Annotated in this window: 13 protein-coding genes; 9 read left to right on the top strand and 4 right to left on the bottom strand. The window is 62.1% G+C overall.

What is annotated here, in order from left to right:
* Positions 1–22 precede the first annotated feature (22 nt).
* From cydD to ACT5M9_RS18370, 4 genes are all read left to right on the top strand, one after another.
* Positions 23–1804, top strand: coding sequence for a heme ABC transporter permease/ATP-binding protein CydD (gene cydD, locus ACT5M9_RS18385; RefSeq protein WP_457979835.1), 1782 nt, complete (start codon positions 23–25; stop codon positions 1802–1804).
* On the top strand, positions 1797–3557 hold the full coding sequence (cydC, locus tag ACT5M9_RS18380; protein ID WP_457979836.1) for a heme ABC transporter ATP-binding protein/permease CydC: 1761 nt from the start codon (positions 1797–1799) through the stop codon (positions 3555–3557). Before cydD ends, cydC begins: the two co-directional genes overlap by 8 nt.
* A gap of 197 nt (positions 3558–3754) precedes the next feature.
* Positions 3755–4129, top strand: coding sequence for an Rcs stress response system protein RcsF (gene rcsF, locus ACT5M9_RS18375; protein WP_438550063.1), 375 nt, complete (start codon positions 3755–3757; stop codon positions 4127–4129).
* Between the two features lie 4 nt (positions 4130–4133).
* The gene (locus ACT5M9_RS18370) at positions 4134–4520 is read left to right on the top strand and encodes a DUF488 domain-containing protein (RefSeq protein WP_457979838.1); all 387 of its coding nucleotides are present in this window, start codon (positions 4134–4136) and stop codon (positions 4518–4520) included.
* 106 nt (positions 4521–4626) lie between these two features.
* Here the strand turns inward: ACT5M9_RS18370 and ACT5M9_RS18365 are convergent, their stop codons facing one another.
* Positions 4627–5622 (bottom strand): NAD-dependent epimerase/dehydratase family protein, encoded by a 996-nt coding sequence (locus tag ACT5M9_RS18365; RefSeq protein ID WP_457979840.1) that lies wholly within the window; start codon positions 5620–5622, stop codon positions 4627–4629.
* 227 nt (positions 5623–5849) lie between these two features.
* On the opposite strand from ACT5M9_RS18365, the gene tsaA reads away from it, so the two are divergent.
* The gene (tsaA, locus tag ACT5M9_RS18360; protein WP_457979842.1) at positions 5850–6554 is read left to right on the top strand and encodes a tRNA (N6-threonylcarbamoyladenosine(37)-N6)-methyltransferase TrmO; all 705 of its coding nucleotides are present in this window, start codon (positions 5850–5852) and stop codon (positions 6552–6554) included.
* Between the two features lie 74 nt (positions 6555–6628).
* On the opposite strand, the gene ACT5M9_RS18355 is transcribed toward tsaA, so the two are convergent.
* From ACT5M9_RS18355 to ACT5M9_RS18345, 3 genes are read right to left on the bottom strand one after another with little or no spacing between them, the layout of a single operon-like run.
* Positions 6629–7750, bottom strand: coding sequence for a beta-ketoacyl-ACP synthase III (locus tag ACT5M9_RS18355; RefSeq protein ID WP_457979844.1), 1122 nt, complete (start codon positions 7748–7750; stop codon positions 6629–6631).
* A gap of 54 nt (positions 7751–7804) precedes the next feature.
* Positions 7805–8971: a vWA domain-containing protein gene (locus tag ACT5M9_RS18350; protein ID WP_457979846.1), complete on the bottom strand. Its 1167-nt coding sequence runs from the start codon at positions 8969–8971 to the stop codon at positions 7805–7807.
* On the bottom strand, positions 8972–9814 hold the full coding sequence (locus tag ACT5M9_RS18345; RefSeq protein ID WP_457979848.1) for an AAA family ATPase: 843 nt from the start codon (positions 9812–9814) through the stop codon (positions 8972–8974).
* A gap of 163 nt (positions 9815–9977) precedes the next feature.
* Between ACT5M9_RS18345 and cysK the strand changes: the two genes are divergently transcribed.
* From cysK to crr, 4 genes are all read left to right on the top strand, one after another.
* The gene (cysK, locus tag ACT5M9_RS18340; protein WP_457979850.1) at positions 9978–10946 is read left to right on the top strand and encodes a cysteine synthase A; all 969 of its coding nucleotides are present in this window, start codon (positions 9978–9980) and stop codon (positions 10944–10946) included.
* Positions 10947–11387: 441 nt separating this feature from the next.
* Entirely contained in the window at positions 11388–11645 is a 258-nt protein-coding gene (locus ACT5M9_RS18335) for an HPr family phosphocarrier protein (RefSeq protein WP_005303128.1), read from the top strand.
* A 44-nt stretch (positions 11646–11689) separates the two neighbouring features.
* Positions 11690–13417, top strand: a complete 1728-nt coding sequence (ptsI, locus tag ACT5M9_RS18330; protein ID WP_349921512.1) for a phosphoenolpyruvate-protein phosphotransferase PtsI — start codon at positions 11690–11692, stop codon at positions 13415–13417.
* 42 nt (positions 13418–13459) lie between these two features.
* Positions 13460–13969: a PTS glucose transporter subunit IIA gene (gene crr, locus ACT5M9_RS18325; RefSeq protein ID WP_042061931.1), complete on the top strand. Its 510-nt coding sequence runs from the start codon at positions 13460–13462 to the stop codon at positions 13967–13969.
* Positions 13970–13991: the final 22 nt, after the last annotated feature.

Below are 13991 nucleotides of genomic sequence, written 5' to 3'. Positions count from 1 at the left end.
CACTCGTTTGAGGAGGGTGGTAATGGACAAAGATACGCAGAAACATCTCTATGGCTGGTTGCGCAAGCAGTCGAGCCATGGCCGACGCTGGATCGGTCTCTCCATCGGCTTTGGCCTGGGCCAGGGCATGCTGATGGTGGCACAGGCCTGGCTGCTGGCCACCCTGCTCCATGGCTTCATCATCGAGGGCCAGACTCCGGAGCAATCCATCCCCCTCTTCATCAGCCTGCTGTTGGTGACCCTCGGCAAGGCCTTGCTGGCCTATGGCCGGGAAGTGGTCAGCTTCAAGGCTGGCAGCGCGGTGCGCCTCGCCATCCGTGAGCTGGTGCTCACTCGCCTCGCCCGCCTCGGCCCTGCCTATATCCAGCGCCGCCCTGCCGGGAGCTGGGCCAGCCTGCTGCTGGAGCAGATCGAAGAGATGCAGGACTTCTTCTCCCGCTACCTGCCCCAGATGGCGGTCGCCGTCTTCATCCCCCTGGTGATCCTGGTGGCCGTGTTCCCGGTCAACTGGGCCGCGGGCATCATACTGCTCGGCACGGCCCCCCTGATCCCGCTATTCATGATCCTGGTGGGAGTGGGCGCCGCCGATGCGAACCGTCGCAACTTCCAATCCCTGGCCCGCCTCTCCGGCCACTTCCTCGACCGCCTCAAGGGCCTGCGCACCCTGCAGCTCTTCATGCGCACCCAGGCGGAAGGCGAAGCCATCCGCGAGGCCTCGGAAGATTTTCGGGAACGCACCATGGAGGTGCTGCGTCTGGCCTTCCTCAGCACCGCCGTGCTGGAGTTCTTCGCCGCTCTCGCGGTTGCCCTGGTGGCGGTCTACTTCGGCTTCTCCTACATCGACCACCTGAACTTCGGCAGCTACGGCGTCAAGGTCACTCTGTTCACCGGTCTGTTCGTGCTCTTCCTCGCCCCCGAGTTCTATGCGCCGCTGCGAGAGCTCGGTGCTCACTATCATGCCAAGGCCCAGGCCATCGGCGCCGCCGAACAGCTGCTGGAATTCCTGGAGGCCGAGGTCAGCGAACCCGCGTCCGGGACAACCCCCTTCCATACCCAGGGTCCCATCCGGGTTGAGGCCAGGGCACTCGAGGTGCTGAGCGCCGAGGGCAAGGTGCTGGTCGGTCCCATCGACTTCCAGCTGGAACCCGGTTCGCGCACCGCCCTGGTCGGCATCAGCGGCGCGGGCAAGAGTTCTCTGGTCAACGCCCTGCTGGGCTTCGCCCCCTATCGCGGCTCCCTCAGGGTCAACGGCCAGGAGCTCGCCGAGCTCGATATGGGTCAGTGGCGATCGCAGCTCGGCTGGCTCTCCCAGAACCCCCAGCTGTTCCACGCCTCCCTGCGCGACAACCTGCTGCTGGGCAACCCCAAGGCCAGCGATGACGAACTGGAAGCCGTGCTCAAACGGGCAGAGGCCTGGGCGTTCGTGCGAGATAAGGGCTTCGACTATAGGGTCGGGGATCAGGCGGGCGGCCTCTCCGTGGGTCAGGCCCAGCGCATCGCCCTCGCCCGCACCCTGCTCAAGCGTACCCAGACGATGGTGCTGGATGAACCCACCGCCAGCCTGGATCGCCACTCGGAGCGCGCCATCATGAATACCCTCGAACAGGCAGCGGCAGGCCAGACCCTGCTGATGATCACCCACCGCCTCGATCAGCTCAGCCAGATGGACAAGATCCTGGTGCTGGAGCGCGGCCAACTGGTGGAACAAGGCAACTTCCAGCACCTCAGCGAGACCAGCGGCCCCTTCGCCAGACTCTTGTCGCAACACCAGTCCCAAGCTAGCGGAGACTCTCTCGATGCGTGATCTACTGCCGTTCCTGCGCCTCTATCGCCAGCACTGGCTGAGCCTCTCCACCGGTCTGCTGCTGGCCTTTGTCACCCTGGTGGCCGGTATGGGACTGCTGTCCCTCTCCGGCTGGTTCCTCTCCGCCGCCGCCGTGGCCGGACTGGCCGTCGCCACCCGCGACACCTTCAACTACATGACCCCGGCCGGCGGAGTGCGCTTCTTCTCCATCATTCGTACCGCCAGTCGCTGGGGCGAACGAGTGGTGAGCCACGACGCCACCTTCCGGGTGCTGACCCGGCTGCGGGTCTGGTTCTGGCAAAAGCTCTCGCCGCTCTCCACCGGCACCCTGGCCAGCTTCCGCCAGACGGATCTGCTCAACCGGCTGGTGACCGACATCGATGCGCTGGATCACGTCTACCTTCGTCTCATCACCCCCATAGGAGCGGCCCTGCTGAGCTGCGCCGGCCTGGTGTTCTTCCTCTCCTTCTTCGACAGCGAGCTGGCACTGACCCTGGGCGCCATCCTGCTGGCCGGCATGCTGGCCCTGCCCCTGGTGTTCTACTTCCTGGGTCGCAAGCCGGGTCAGGCCCTCATCGCCGAGAAGTCCAGCCTGCGCACCCGTCTCGTGGACTATCTGGACGGCCAGGCCGAGCTGCAGATGTTTGCCGCCGCCCCCCAGGCACTCCATGAGCTGCAGCAGGCCGAGCAGGCGCTGATCCGCGCCCAAGCCCGCATGGCCAGGGTCAGCGCTCTGGCCAATGCCTCCGTCCAGTTGCTGAGCGGTTGGACCCTGACCCTGATGCTCTGGCTGGCCGGCCACGGGGTGGGCGGCGCGACCCCGGATCCCATCACGGCGCTCATGGTGTTCGCCACCCTGGCGAGCTTCGAGGCCCTGCTGCCGCTGGCGGGGGCCTTCCAGCACCTCTCCACCAGCCTCACCTCGGCCCGCCGTCTCAACGAGATCCTGCAGGAGGCCAAGGCCCCCGAGTGGGGTAGCGAGCAACAGCCGGCCGCCACGGGCAGCCTGCAGATACAGGATCTCAATTTCAGCTACCCGGTCGCTCAGCCCGGCACAGACGCCGAGCCCGTGCTGCGCGGTTGCACCCTGCACCTCAATGCCGGCGAGAAGCTGGCGCTGCTCGGCCAGACCGGCTGCGGCAAATCTACCCTGATGGGACTGCTGGCCCGGGAGTGGACACCCGCGAGCGGGGAGATACTGCTCGATGGCAAGCCTCTGACCCATTACGGCGAAGGGGCGCTGCGCGCCTCCTTCTCCGTGGTGAGCCAGCGGGTCCACCTTTTTGCCGATACCCTGAGAGGCAACCTCAAGCTCGCGGCGCCGGATGCCAGCGACGAGCGACTCATCAAAGTGCTGGAGCAGGTGGGTCTTGCCAACTTGCTGGACAACCCGGATGAGCTGATCGAGGGTGGGCTGGATGCCTGGCTCGGAGATGGCGGTCGTCCGCTCTCCGGCGGTGAGCGCCGCCGTATCGGCCTCGCCCGCGCCCTGCTGCACGACGCTCCCCTCTGGCTGCTGGACGAACCGACCGAGGGGCTCGACAGTCAGACCGAGCGGGAGATCATGGCCCTGCTGTTCAGGCTGGGAGCTGATCGTACCCTGCTGTTTATCTCCCACCGCCTGCTGGGGCTGGAACAGATGGACCGGATCGCCCTGATGGAAGAGGGGCGGATCCGCCTGTGCGCTCCCCATGAGGAGTTGCTGAGCGATGACTACTATCGCAGCCTGCACCAGCGGCTCGCGCCGGTCTGAATCCGTTAAGAACAAGAGGGGGCATCATGCCCCCTCTCTGCTTTTGGCAAGACGCCAATCCGATGGCGGCCCGTCGCCCTGATGCCGATCCAAGCCAGATCCCAGTCACGTCTCATCCCGGTGGCTAAAAATGGGGCTGGTCGCCAGCCGCGACTGGCCCCTATAATGGCCCCCTCACTGTTCAACAAGACATCGCCATGAAACGCCTGACCCTATTGCTGCTGCCCCTTTTCACCTCCGGTTGCTCCTACTTCTCCTTCAACAGCAATCTGGACAAGGAAAACTTCGACGAGTACTTCAAGCCGGGTAGCGTGCGGATCTATGAACAGGGGGAGCTCGCCGACCTCAACTACCTCTACCTCGGCACCGTCGAGGGAGAGTCCTGCCAGAGCGACGCCAATCAGGCGGTGCCAAATGCCGGTGAGGCCCGTACCCTGGCTCGCCGCCGGGTGGCGGACATGGGGGGCAACGGCGTGAGCTTCGACAAGTGCGCCGAGTTCAGCGATGTGCCGGGCTGCCTCAAGCAGGTGATCTGCTATGGCCAGGCGCTGAAAGTCGCCGAAGAGAAATAAGCCCATGGCCCTCGCCGTCGTCCGCCTCGGCAGCCCCCGCCTGCCTGACGAGGGGCTTCGCATCGGTACCGTGCGCAGGCCACCCCGTGGCGTGCCCAAGAGCGAATTCGCGAGCCAGGATTGGTACGACGTCTGGTTCCCCAACCTGGCACCCAGCCCCGAGACCATGAAACTCGGTCAGGGTGCCGAGACGCCGGCTCAGTGGGCCGCCTTCTCGAAGCAGTACAGGGCCGAGATGGCCACCCCGGCCGCGAAGCATGATCTCGCCCTGTTGGCCGCCCTCTCCCATCACACGGATCTCTCCGTGGGTTGCTACTGCGAGCACGAGTCCCGCTGCCATCGCAGCATCCTCAAAGAGCTGCTGGCCGGTTGCGGCGCCATGCTGCGCTAGCGCCATATCCCCCAAAAAAAAGAGGGCGCCCCACGAGGCGCCCTCTTTTTTACGATGCTTTTCACTCCCTACGCCGTTCCGTATTCAGGGTGCTGACTCGGCACGACTAGGGTATGGTGTGCGCGGCCAACACCCGTTGGCGCAGGGCCTGTTCCTCCTCGGCCGTCATCCCCGTCGCCACGCCCTGTCCCCCCTCCCCTAGCCAGTTCGCCAGATCCGCGACCGTCTCCTCCAGGGGCCGGAAGTTGAGCCCCTGGACGATGGCCGCCTCGGCGCTGATCCGGCCGTAACCCGCAAACTCGGCCTGCTCGCTCGGCAGCAGGGTCGGATAACTCTGCCAGGGCTCCACCCCGGCGGCCAACAGCTCAGGCCAGGGCACCCATTCGGGCTGGATGGGCGCAGCCGGGGCCAGCCGGGCGGCAATGCGCTCCACCCAGTCCCCCAGCGGGATGCCGGGCTTGAGCAGGTTGAACACGCCCCCAAGGCGCTGCTCGGCGGCCCGCAGCACGAACTCGGCGCAGTCCCGCACGTCCAGATATTGCAATTGGTCTTGCCCGCTCCCCGGCAACAGCCAGGGGCCGCCCTGCTGCACCCGCTTCACCCACCAGGCGAGGCGGCCCGTGGGATCCTGGGGGCCACACAGGACGCCGGGGCGCAGTATGCAGAGCCGCTCCCCCCAGTGGGCACGATACTCGGCCTCGCATAGCACCTTGAGCGGGCCGTAGTCATTTGGCGAGTCGCCGCTGGCCACATCGTGCAGCGGTGCCGACTCGTCCATCCCCTTGAGGGCGAAGTCGCGATAGACGCTGATGGTGGAGATGAAGATGAGATGCTCGCAGCGCCCCAACAGCGCCGCCGAGAGACTAGCTGCCTGCTCGGGTCTATAGCAGCAGGTGTCGATGACCAGATCCCAACGCAGCCCGGCCCCGTGCAGGGCACCGAGATCATGGTCCCTGTCCCCGTGCAGCTGATGCAGATCCCGCCAGTCCGGGTGTTGGCGGCGACCGCGGTTGAACAGGGTCACCTCGTGGCCCCAATCCAGCGCCAGGGCGCTGAGGTGGCGGCCCAGAAACCCGGTGCCCCCTATGATAAGCAGTTTCATCCCTGTGACTCCCTGTCGAGCTGCTCGGCGACCTCGAGAGTCACGGAGCGTGATGGCAATCGTTTTTCCTGCTCCTACCCTACGCAAGTCGGTGCCAAGAGGCAGCCCCCGGCGAGCCGGGATGGGACGGGGATCACGACGGCATCGAAGGGATGGGCGAGGCGCCGAGCCTGCGTTTTGGGGGCGCCTGTGCTAAATTGCCGGGGTTTTTTAGCCACGAGTGCGCCATGAAGTTCGAAATCGACACCCTGGGGATCATCCGCTCCCCCTACAAGGAGAAGTTCGCCATCCCCCGCCAGCCCGGTCTGGTCAAATCGGCCCGTGCCCGTCTCGAGCTGCTGCCTCCCTACGATCAGCCGGACGTGCTGCGCGGCATCGAGCAGTTTTCCCACCTCTGGCTCAGCTTCGTGTTCCACCAGACCATGGCCCAGGGTTGGCACCCGACGGTGCGCCCGCCGCGCCTCGGTGGCAACGAGCGGGTCGGGGTCTTCGCCACCCGCTCCACCTTCCGCCCCAACCCCCTCGGCCTCTCCGTGGTAGAGCTGCACGGAGTGGGCCGCGAGCGCGGCAAGCTGTGGCTCGAACTCGGCGCGGTGGATCTGCTGGACGGCACCCCCATAGTCGACATCAAGCCCTACATCCCCTACGCCGACAGCCTGCCGGATGCCCGTGGCGGCTTCGCCCCGGATGCCCCCACCCCGCCGCTCGCGGTCAGTTTCAGCCCTGAAGCGAAGCAGCAGCTGCAATTCTTCTTCAAGGCCCACCCCGAGCTGCACCAGCTGGTGAGCGAGGTGCTGGCCCAGGATCCGCGCCCGGCCTACAAGAAAGGCAAGCCGGACGACAAGGAGTACGGGGTGAGATTGTTCGACCTGAACGTCAAATTTAAGATAACTGAACCAGAATGCGTGATCCTGGCTATAGAAATGGCGTGATAAACACCATAAAGGCAGTATAAAAAACCACCCAAACGGGTGGTTTTTTCATTGCAAGGGCAGGGTCGGTACCGTTAGCGACGCAGCAGCAGCAGGCTGCCGATGGAGTAGCCGGCACCGAAGGAGCAGAGCACGCCGCGGGCGCCGCTCGGCAGGTCCTGATTGAACAGGTGGAAGGCGATGATGGAGCCCGCAGAACTGGTGTTGCCGTAGCTGTCGAGGATCACCGGCGCCTCCTCTTGGCTGGCATCGTGCCCTAGCAGCTTGCGACCGATGAACTGGTTCATGGTGAGATTGGCCTGATGCAGCCAGAGCCGGTTCAGCTCCCCCGCCTCCCAGCCCTGCTCGGCCAACTGGCCGGCGATCTGATCGCACACCAGCGGCAATACCTCCTTGAACACCTTGCGCCCCTGCTGGCGAAACAGCTTATCATCCCCGTAGCGGGTGCGCGGGCTGAAGCGGTTCAAGAAGCCGAAGTTGTTGCGGATGTTGTTGGAGTACTGGGTCACCAGCTTGCTGGCCACCAGTTGCCAGGGGTTGGCCACCTTGCAGTCTTCGGCCCGCTCCAGCAGCACCGCGGTGCAGGCGTCGCCGAAGATAAAGTGACTGTCCCTGTCCCGGAAGTTGAGGTGACCCGAGCAGATCTCCGGGTTCACCACCAGCGCCAGCCGGGCTGTGCCCGCCGCCAGCAGATCCGCCGCCGTCTTGATGCCGAAGGTGGCCGACGAGCAGGCCACGTTCATGTCAAACGCCATGCCAGTGGTGCCGAGATAGTGCTGCAGCTCGATGGAGAGCGCCGGATAGGGGCGCGGCATGTTGGAGGCCGCCACTATCACCAGATCGATCTCGCCCGGCTCGCGACCGGCGGCGATCAGCGCCTGCTCGGCGGCGGCCACAGACATCTCCACCATGATGGAGGGCTTGTCGTCCGGGCGCTCGGGCAGCAGCGGCTGCATGATGTCCGGATCCAGCACCCCCTCCTTGCTCACCAAGTAACGGCTCTTGATACCGGAGGCCTTCTCGATGAACTCACAGCTCGAGTGCTGCTTGGCATCCAGCTGGCCGGCGTCGATGGCGGAGGCGTTCTCCTCGTTGTAGAGATCCACATATTGGTTGAAGGCGGCCACCAGCTCTTCATTGCTGACGGCAAAGGGAGGGGTATAGAGGCCTGAGCCGCTGATCACGATGGAAGTCATCTTTGCTCCTGGCCGGGTGCAATCCCGGCTTGTCTGTTTTGTAGGGTAAGAGGGTTATAGCCGGTCGATCGCCTCGGCGAGACCGGCCAGGGTCAGCGGGTGCATGCGCCCACCGATCAGGTCATTCATCAGCTTGATGGAAGGATGCCAGAGCCACTCCCGTCTGGGGAGGGGGTTGATCCACACCAGCTTGGGGTATTGGTGCTGCAGCCGGGCGAGCCACAGCTGGCCCGGCTCCTCGTTCCAGTACTCGACGCTGCCGCCGGGCCAGGTGATTTCATAGGGGCCCATCTTGGCATCCCCCACCAGGATCACCCTATAGTCGCTGCCGTAGGTGCGCAGCAGACGCCAGGTATCGAATTTTTCCTCGAAGCGACGGTTGTTGTCCTGCCAGACGAAGTCGTACAGGCAGTTGTGAAAATAGAAGAACTCCAGGTGCTTGAACTCGTGGCGCAGGGCCGAGAACAGCCGCTGCACCTCGGCCACGTGGCTGTCCATGGAGCCCCCCACGTCGAAGAACACCAGCAGCTTGACCCCGTTGTGACGCTCGGGTCTGAGCTTCACATCGAGCCAGCCCTGACGGGCCGTACTCTGGATGGTGTCGTCGAGATCCAGCTCATCCGGATTGCCCTTACGCACCCAGCGCCTGAGTTTGCGCAGGGCCAGCTGGATGGCGCGCTGCCCCAGGGGGGCGTCATCGTCGCTGAAGTTGCGAAAGTGGCGCGCCTCCCACACCTTGGCGGCCTTGCCGTGCTCCCCCTCTCCCCCCATGCGGATCCCTTCCGGGTGAAAACCGCCGTGACCGAAGGGGCTGCTACCGCCGGTGCCCACCCACTTGTTGCCGCCGGCGTGGCGATCTTTCTGCTCCGCCAACCGCTGATTGAGGGTCTCCAGCAGCTTGTCGAGCCCCCCCAGGGATTGCAGCAGGGCTTTTTCCTCCGGGCTCAGCAGCCGCGCAAACTCCTGGCGCAGCCAGTCGTCCGGCAAGGTTTCCGGCAACAAGGGGCTGACCTGCAGGCCGTCGTAATATTCGGCGAAGGCGCGATCGAAGCGATCGTAGTGGGCCTCGTCTTTCACCAGCAGGCAACGGGAGAGCAGGTAAAACTCATCCATGTCGAGCCGGGCGAGCCGGGCCGCCAGCGCCCCGTGCAGGTCCAGCAACTCCCGCAGGCTGCAAGGCAGCTTGTGGCGACGCAGGTGAGTGAAGAAATCGATCAGCATTCAGCCGCCGCGTCGGGCCAGGAAGGCGAGCTTCTCGAACAGGTGCAAGTCCTGCTCGGTCTTGAGCAGGGCCCCGTAGAGCGCCGGCACCAGCTTGCCCGGCTCGCGATTGCGCATCGCCTCCGGGGAGATACCATCGGCCAGCAGCAGCCGGATCCAGTCAAGGAGCTCCGAGGTGGAGGGCTTCTTGCGCAGCCCCTCCACCGCCCTCAGCTCGAAGAAGAGGCTCATGGCCTCGTCCAGCAGTTCGTCTTTCAGCTTGGGATAGTGCAGATGGACGATGGCCTGCATCTCGGCCTTGTCGGGGAAGCGGATGTAGTGGAAGAAGCAGCGACGCAGGAAGGCATCCGGCAGCTCCTTCTCGTTGTTGGAGGTGATGATGACCACGGGGCGCTGGCGCGCCTTGACCCGCTCGCCGGTCTCGTAGACATCGAACTCCATCCGATCCAGCTCCAGCAGCAGATCGTTGGGGAACTCGATGTCCGCCTTGTCTATCTCGTCGATGAGCAGCACGGGCCTCTGCTCGGCACTGAAGGCCTGCCACAGCTTGCCACGGCGGATGTAGTGATTGATGTCCCCCACTCTGGGATCCCCGAGCTGGGAGTCCCGCAGCCGCGCCACGGCGTCATATTCATAGAGCCCCTGCTGGGCCTTCGTGGTGGACTTGATGTGCCAGGTGATGAGCTTGGCGCCGAGGGACTCGGCTACCGCCTCCGCCAACACTGTCTTGCCGGTGCCGGGCTCTCCCTTAATGAGCAGCGGCTTCTCCAGCACCACGGCCGCATTGACGGCCATACTCAGATCCTTTGAGGCGAGATAGCGATCGCTTCCTGCAAATCCCATGGCGTTCGTTCCCTTGGTAGCACAAGGCCCGCCCTGGGCCCAGGTAATAAAGAATAAGTTCTATATGTTGTAATAACATATTGTTATAACGATTCGTCACTTCTCATTCAGAAATCACAGGGTAATCTTGTTTCATCGCCTTAACAAACACAGGGATAGCACCATGAGCAAAATTTTTGAGGACAACAGCCAGACCATAGGCAACACCCCGCTGGTTCGTCTCAACCGTGTTACCAAAGGCCGCGTGCTGGCCAAGATCGAAAGCCGCAACCCGAGTTTCAGCGTCAAATGCCGGATCGGTTCCAACCTCATCTGGGATGCCGAGAAACGCGGCGTGCTGACCAAGGGCAAGGAGATCATCGAGCCCACCAGCGGTAACACGGGTATTGCTCTGGCTTTCGTGGCGGCCGCCCGTGGCTATCCCATCACCTTGACCATGCCGGCCACCATGAGCCTGGAGCGTCGCAAGCTGCTCAAGGCCCTGGGCGCCAACCTGGTGCTGACCGAAGGCCCGCTGGGCATGAAGGGCGCCATCGCCAAGGCCAACGAGATCCTGGAATCCGAGCCCGGCAAATACGTGTTGCTGCAGCAGTTCGAAAACCCCGCCAACCCCGAGATCCACGAAAAAACCACGGGCCCGGAGATCTGGGAAGCCACCGACGGTGACATCGATGTGTTCGTGGCGGGCGTCGGCACCGGCGGCACAATCACGGGCGTCTCCCGCTTCATCAAGCAGACCAAGGGCAAGGCCATCGTCTCCGTGGCGGTCGAGCCGTCAGAATCCCCTGTCATCAGCCAGAAACTGGCTGGCCAGGAGATCAAACCCGGTCCCCACAAGATCCAGGGCATAGGCGCCGGCTTCATCCCGGGCAACCTGGACTTGACCCTGCTGGATCGCGTCGAGCAGGTGAGCAGCGAGGAGTCCATCGAGATGGCCCGTCGTCTGATGGAAGAGGAAGGCATCCTGGCCGGTATCAGCTCTGGCGCCGCCGTGGTGGCTGCCGCCCGTCTGGCCAAACTGCCGGAGTTCGAAGGCAAGACCATAGTGGTGGTGCTGCCGAGCGCCGCCGAGCGTTACCTCTCCAGCGCCCTGTTCGCCGGGGTGTTCAGCGAGCAGGAACTGCAGCAATAATTGATCCCCTTACATCAAAACAACGGCGCTCTTCGGGGCGCCGTTTTCTTTATGAGCTAAACTCAGTAGCCAACAGTGTCAGACGACCCTTATTTTTTGGGGTAAAATAACAAATCCCGGGATGACAAAAAAAGCAGACATTCTGTGATAAATCTCATATCCTGTGCCGCGTCACGAGGTGATTACCGGCTAAGTATCACAAGGTAACAAAGTGTTATTTTTCGTTATAAATTAATCTCAAGCCAGCACTGGTGCGGCCTGTAGAGCGATAACGAAAAAGAGTTAGCCGGGGCGCCGAATACTGCACAGAAAATTGACCTGGATTAAACCATTGCAGGTCTTATTTCGTTACTTTACAACATATCCATACTGACACGGTGAGACTGGAAGCCTCAAAAGCAACCACCTCTCCACACAATATCAATAATATGGGGTGAAACCATGTACGAGAAGTCTGTTGTTATTACTGCTGAAAACGGCCTGCACACCCGTCCCGCAGCTCAGTTCGTGAAAGAAGCCAAAGAATTCCAAAGCGAGATCACTGTGGTCTCCGGTGGCAAATCCGCCAGCGCCAAGAGCCTGTTCAAGCTGCAGACCCTGGGCCTGACCAAAGGCACCAACGTGACCATCCAGGCCGACGGCCCGGACGCTCAGAAAGCCGTTGAGAAGCTGGTTGCCCTGATGGACGAGCTGGAGTAATCCAGCTTTATTCCTCCCCCACAGTCGTTTTAATAGGAAGGATTATGATATCTGGCATTCTTGCGTCCCCCGGTATCGCATTCGGCAAGGCGCTTCTTCTGAAAGAAGATGAAATCGTTATCAATCAGGGCAAGATTTCTGTTGACCAGATTGACGCCGAAATCAACCGCTTCCTCGAAGCCCGCACCAAGTCAGCCGCACAGCTGGAAGCCATCAAGGTGATGGCCGGTCGCACCTTCGGTGAAGAAAAAGAGGCCATCTTCGAAGGCCACATCATGCTGCTCGAAGATGAGGAGCTCGAAGGGGATATCAGATCCTTCATCAAAGACAACAAGGCATCCGCCGACAAAGCCATCTATGAGGTGATCGAGCAGTACGCCAAGATGATGGCCGAGCTGGATGACCCTTATCTGCGTGAGCGCGCCACCGACTTCCGTGACATCGGTACCCGTCTGGTGAAGAACGTGCTGGGCATCGCCGTTGTCAACCTGAGCACCATAGACGAAGAGGTCATCCTGGTCGCCAAAGACCTGACCCCGTCCGAAACCGCTCAGATCAACCTGAAATACGTGCTGGGTTTTGTCACCGACATCGGTGGCCGCACCTCTCACACCTCCATCATGGCCCGCTCCCTGGAGCTGCCGGCCATCGTGGGGACAAACGATATCACCGAGCGCGTCAAGAATGGTGACGTGCTGGTACTGGATGCGATCAACAATCAGATCGTTCTCAATCCGACCGCCGAGCAACTGGCCAAGTTCAAAGAGCTGCAGGCCCAGTTCCAGGCTGAGAAAGATGAGCTGGCCAAGCTGAAAGACTTGCCCGCCATCACCCTGGATGGCCATCAGGTCGAGGTTTGCGCCAACATAGGTACCGTCAAGGATACCGAGGGTGCCATCCGCAACGGCGCCGAGGGCGTGGGTCTGTACCGCACCGAGTTCCTGTTCATGGACCGTGATGCGCTACCGACCGAAGACGAGCAGTTCAAGGCCTACAAAGAAGTGGCAGAGGCCATGCCGGACCAGCCGATCATCGTCCGTACCATGGACATCGGCGGCGACAAAGAACTGCCCTACATGAATTTCCCGAAAGAGATGAACCCCTTCCTGGGCTGGCGTGCCGTGCGGATCTTCTTCGATCGCGCCGACATCATGAACGCCCAGCTGCGGGCCATACTGCGCGCCTCCGCCTTCGGCAAGCTGCGCATCATGTTCCCGATGATCATCTCCGTCGAAGAGTTCCGCAGCCTGAAGGCCACCGTAGAGACGCTGAAAGCCGAACTGCGCGCCGAAGGCAAAGCCTTTGATGAATCCATCGAAGTGGGTATCATGATCGAGACCCCGGCTGCAGCCGTGATGGCGCATCATCTGGCCAAGGAAGTGGATTTCTTCAGTATCGGTACCAACGACCTGACCCAGTACACCCTGGCCGTCGACCGTGGTAACGAGATGATTTCCGCCATGTACAACCCGCTGTCACCCTCCGTCCTGACCCTGATCAAGATGGTCATCGACGCTTCCCATGACAATGGCAAGTGGACAGGTATGTGCGGCGAACTGGCGGGTGACGAACGCGCCACCCTGCTGCTGCTGGGTATGGGTCTGGATGAGTTCTCCATGAGCGCCATCTCTGTACCGCGTATCAAGAAGCTTATCCGTAACACCAACTTCGAAGATGTGAAGGCAATGGCAGACCAGGCTCTGAGCTATGCGACCGCCGCCGAAATCGAAGCCTGTGTAGATAACTTTATTAAGCAGAAGGCAGTCTGCTAAGATCGCTGCAAACAGCGACAATCATCTCTAGGAGCTTTTACTATGGGTCTGTTTGATAAACTGAAGAAACTGGTTTCCGATGACAGCTCTGACACCGGTGGCATCGAGATCTTTGCCCCCCTGTCAGGCGAAATCGTACCGATCGAAGATGTGCCCGACGTGGTCTTCGCCGAGAAGATCGTCGGCGACGGCATCGCCATCAAGCCGGCCGGCAACAAGATGGTGGCTCCGTGCGACGGCACCATCGGCAAGATCTTCGAGACCAACCACGCGTTCTCTCTGGAATCCGACTCTGGTATCGAGCTGTTCGTTCACTTCGGTATCGACACCGTTGAGCTGAAAGGCGAAGGCTTCACCCGTATCGCTCAGGAAGGTCAACAGGTCAAGCGCGGTGATACCATCATCGAGTTCGATCTGGCCGTACTGGAAGCCAAAGCCAAGTCTACCCTGACGCCTGTGGTCATCTCCAACATGGATGAGATCAAAGAGCTGATCAAGATGACTGGCGCCGTGACCGTCGGTGAGACTCCGGTGATCCGCATCAAGAAATAAGGCGACCCCTGGCCTCAAGCCA

It is taken from the genome of Aeromonas sp. AE23HZ002T15 (assembly GCF_054165525.2).
The sequence above is the reverse complement of the archived record's forward strand: the minus strand, read 5'-3'. Positions and strand labels throughout refer to the sequence as shown.

What these genes read in the sequence shown, in the direction of transcription:
- cydD (WP_457979835.1), top strand. Translation starts at nt 23, where the DNA reads ATGGACAAAGATACGCAGAAACATCTCTATGGCTGGTTGCGCAAGCAG.
- cydC (WP_457979836.1), top strand. Translation starts at nt 1,797, where the DNA reads ATGCGTGATCTACTGCCGTTCCTGCGCCTCTATCGCCAGCACTGGCTG.
- rcsF (WP_438550063.1), top strand. Translation starts at nt 3,755, where the DNA reads ATGAAACGCCTGACCCTATTGCTGCTGCCCCTTTTCACCTCCGGTTGC.
- ACT5M9_RS18370 (WP_457979838.1), top strand. Translation starts at nt 4,134, where the DNA reads ATGGCCCTCGCCGTCGTCCGCCTCGGCAGCCCCCGCCTGCCTGACGAG.
- ACT5M9_RS18365 (WP_457979840.1), bottom strand. Translation starts at nt 5,622, where the DNA reads ATGAAACTGCTTATCATAGGGGGCACCGGGTTTCTGGGCCGCCACCTC.
- tsaA (WP_457979842.1), top strand. Translation starts at nt 5,850, where the DNA reads ATGAAGTTCGAAATCGACACCCTGGGGATCATCCGCTCCCCCTACAAG.
- ACT5M9_RS18355 (WP_457979844.1), bottom strand. Translation starts at nt 7,750, where the DNA reads ATGACTTCCATCGTGATCAGCGGCTCAGGCCTCTATACCCCTCCCTTT.
- ACT5M9_RS18350 (WP_457979846.1), bottom strand. Translation starts at nt 8,971, where the DNA reads ATGCTGATCGATTTCTTCACTCACCTGCGTCGCCACAAGCTGCCTTGC.
- ACT5M9_RS18345 (WP_457979848.1), bottom strand. Translation starts at nt 9,814, where the DNA reads ATGGGATTTGCAGGAAGCGATCGCTATCTCGCCTCAAAGGATCTGAGT.
- cysK (WP_457979850.1), top strand. Translation starts at nt 9,978, where the DNA reads ATGAGCAAAATTTTTGAGGACAACAGCCAGACCATAGGCAACACCCCG.
- ACT5M9_RS18335 (WP_005303128.1), top strand. Translation starts at nt 11,388, where the DNA reads ATGTACGAGAAGTCTGTTGTTATTACTGCTGAAAACGGCCTGCACACC.
- ptsI (WP_349921512.1), top strand. Translation starts at nt 11,690, where the DNA reads ATGATATCTGGCATTCTTGCGTCCCCCGGTATCGCATTCGGCAAGGCG.
- crr (WP_042061931.1), top strand. Translation starts at nt 13,460, where the DNA reads ATGGGTCTGTTTGATAAACTGAAGAAACTGGTTTCCGATGACAGCTCT.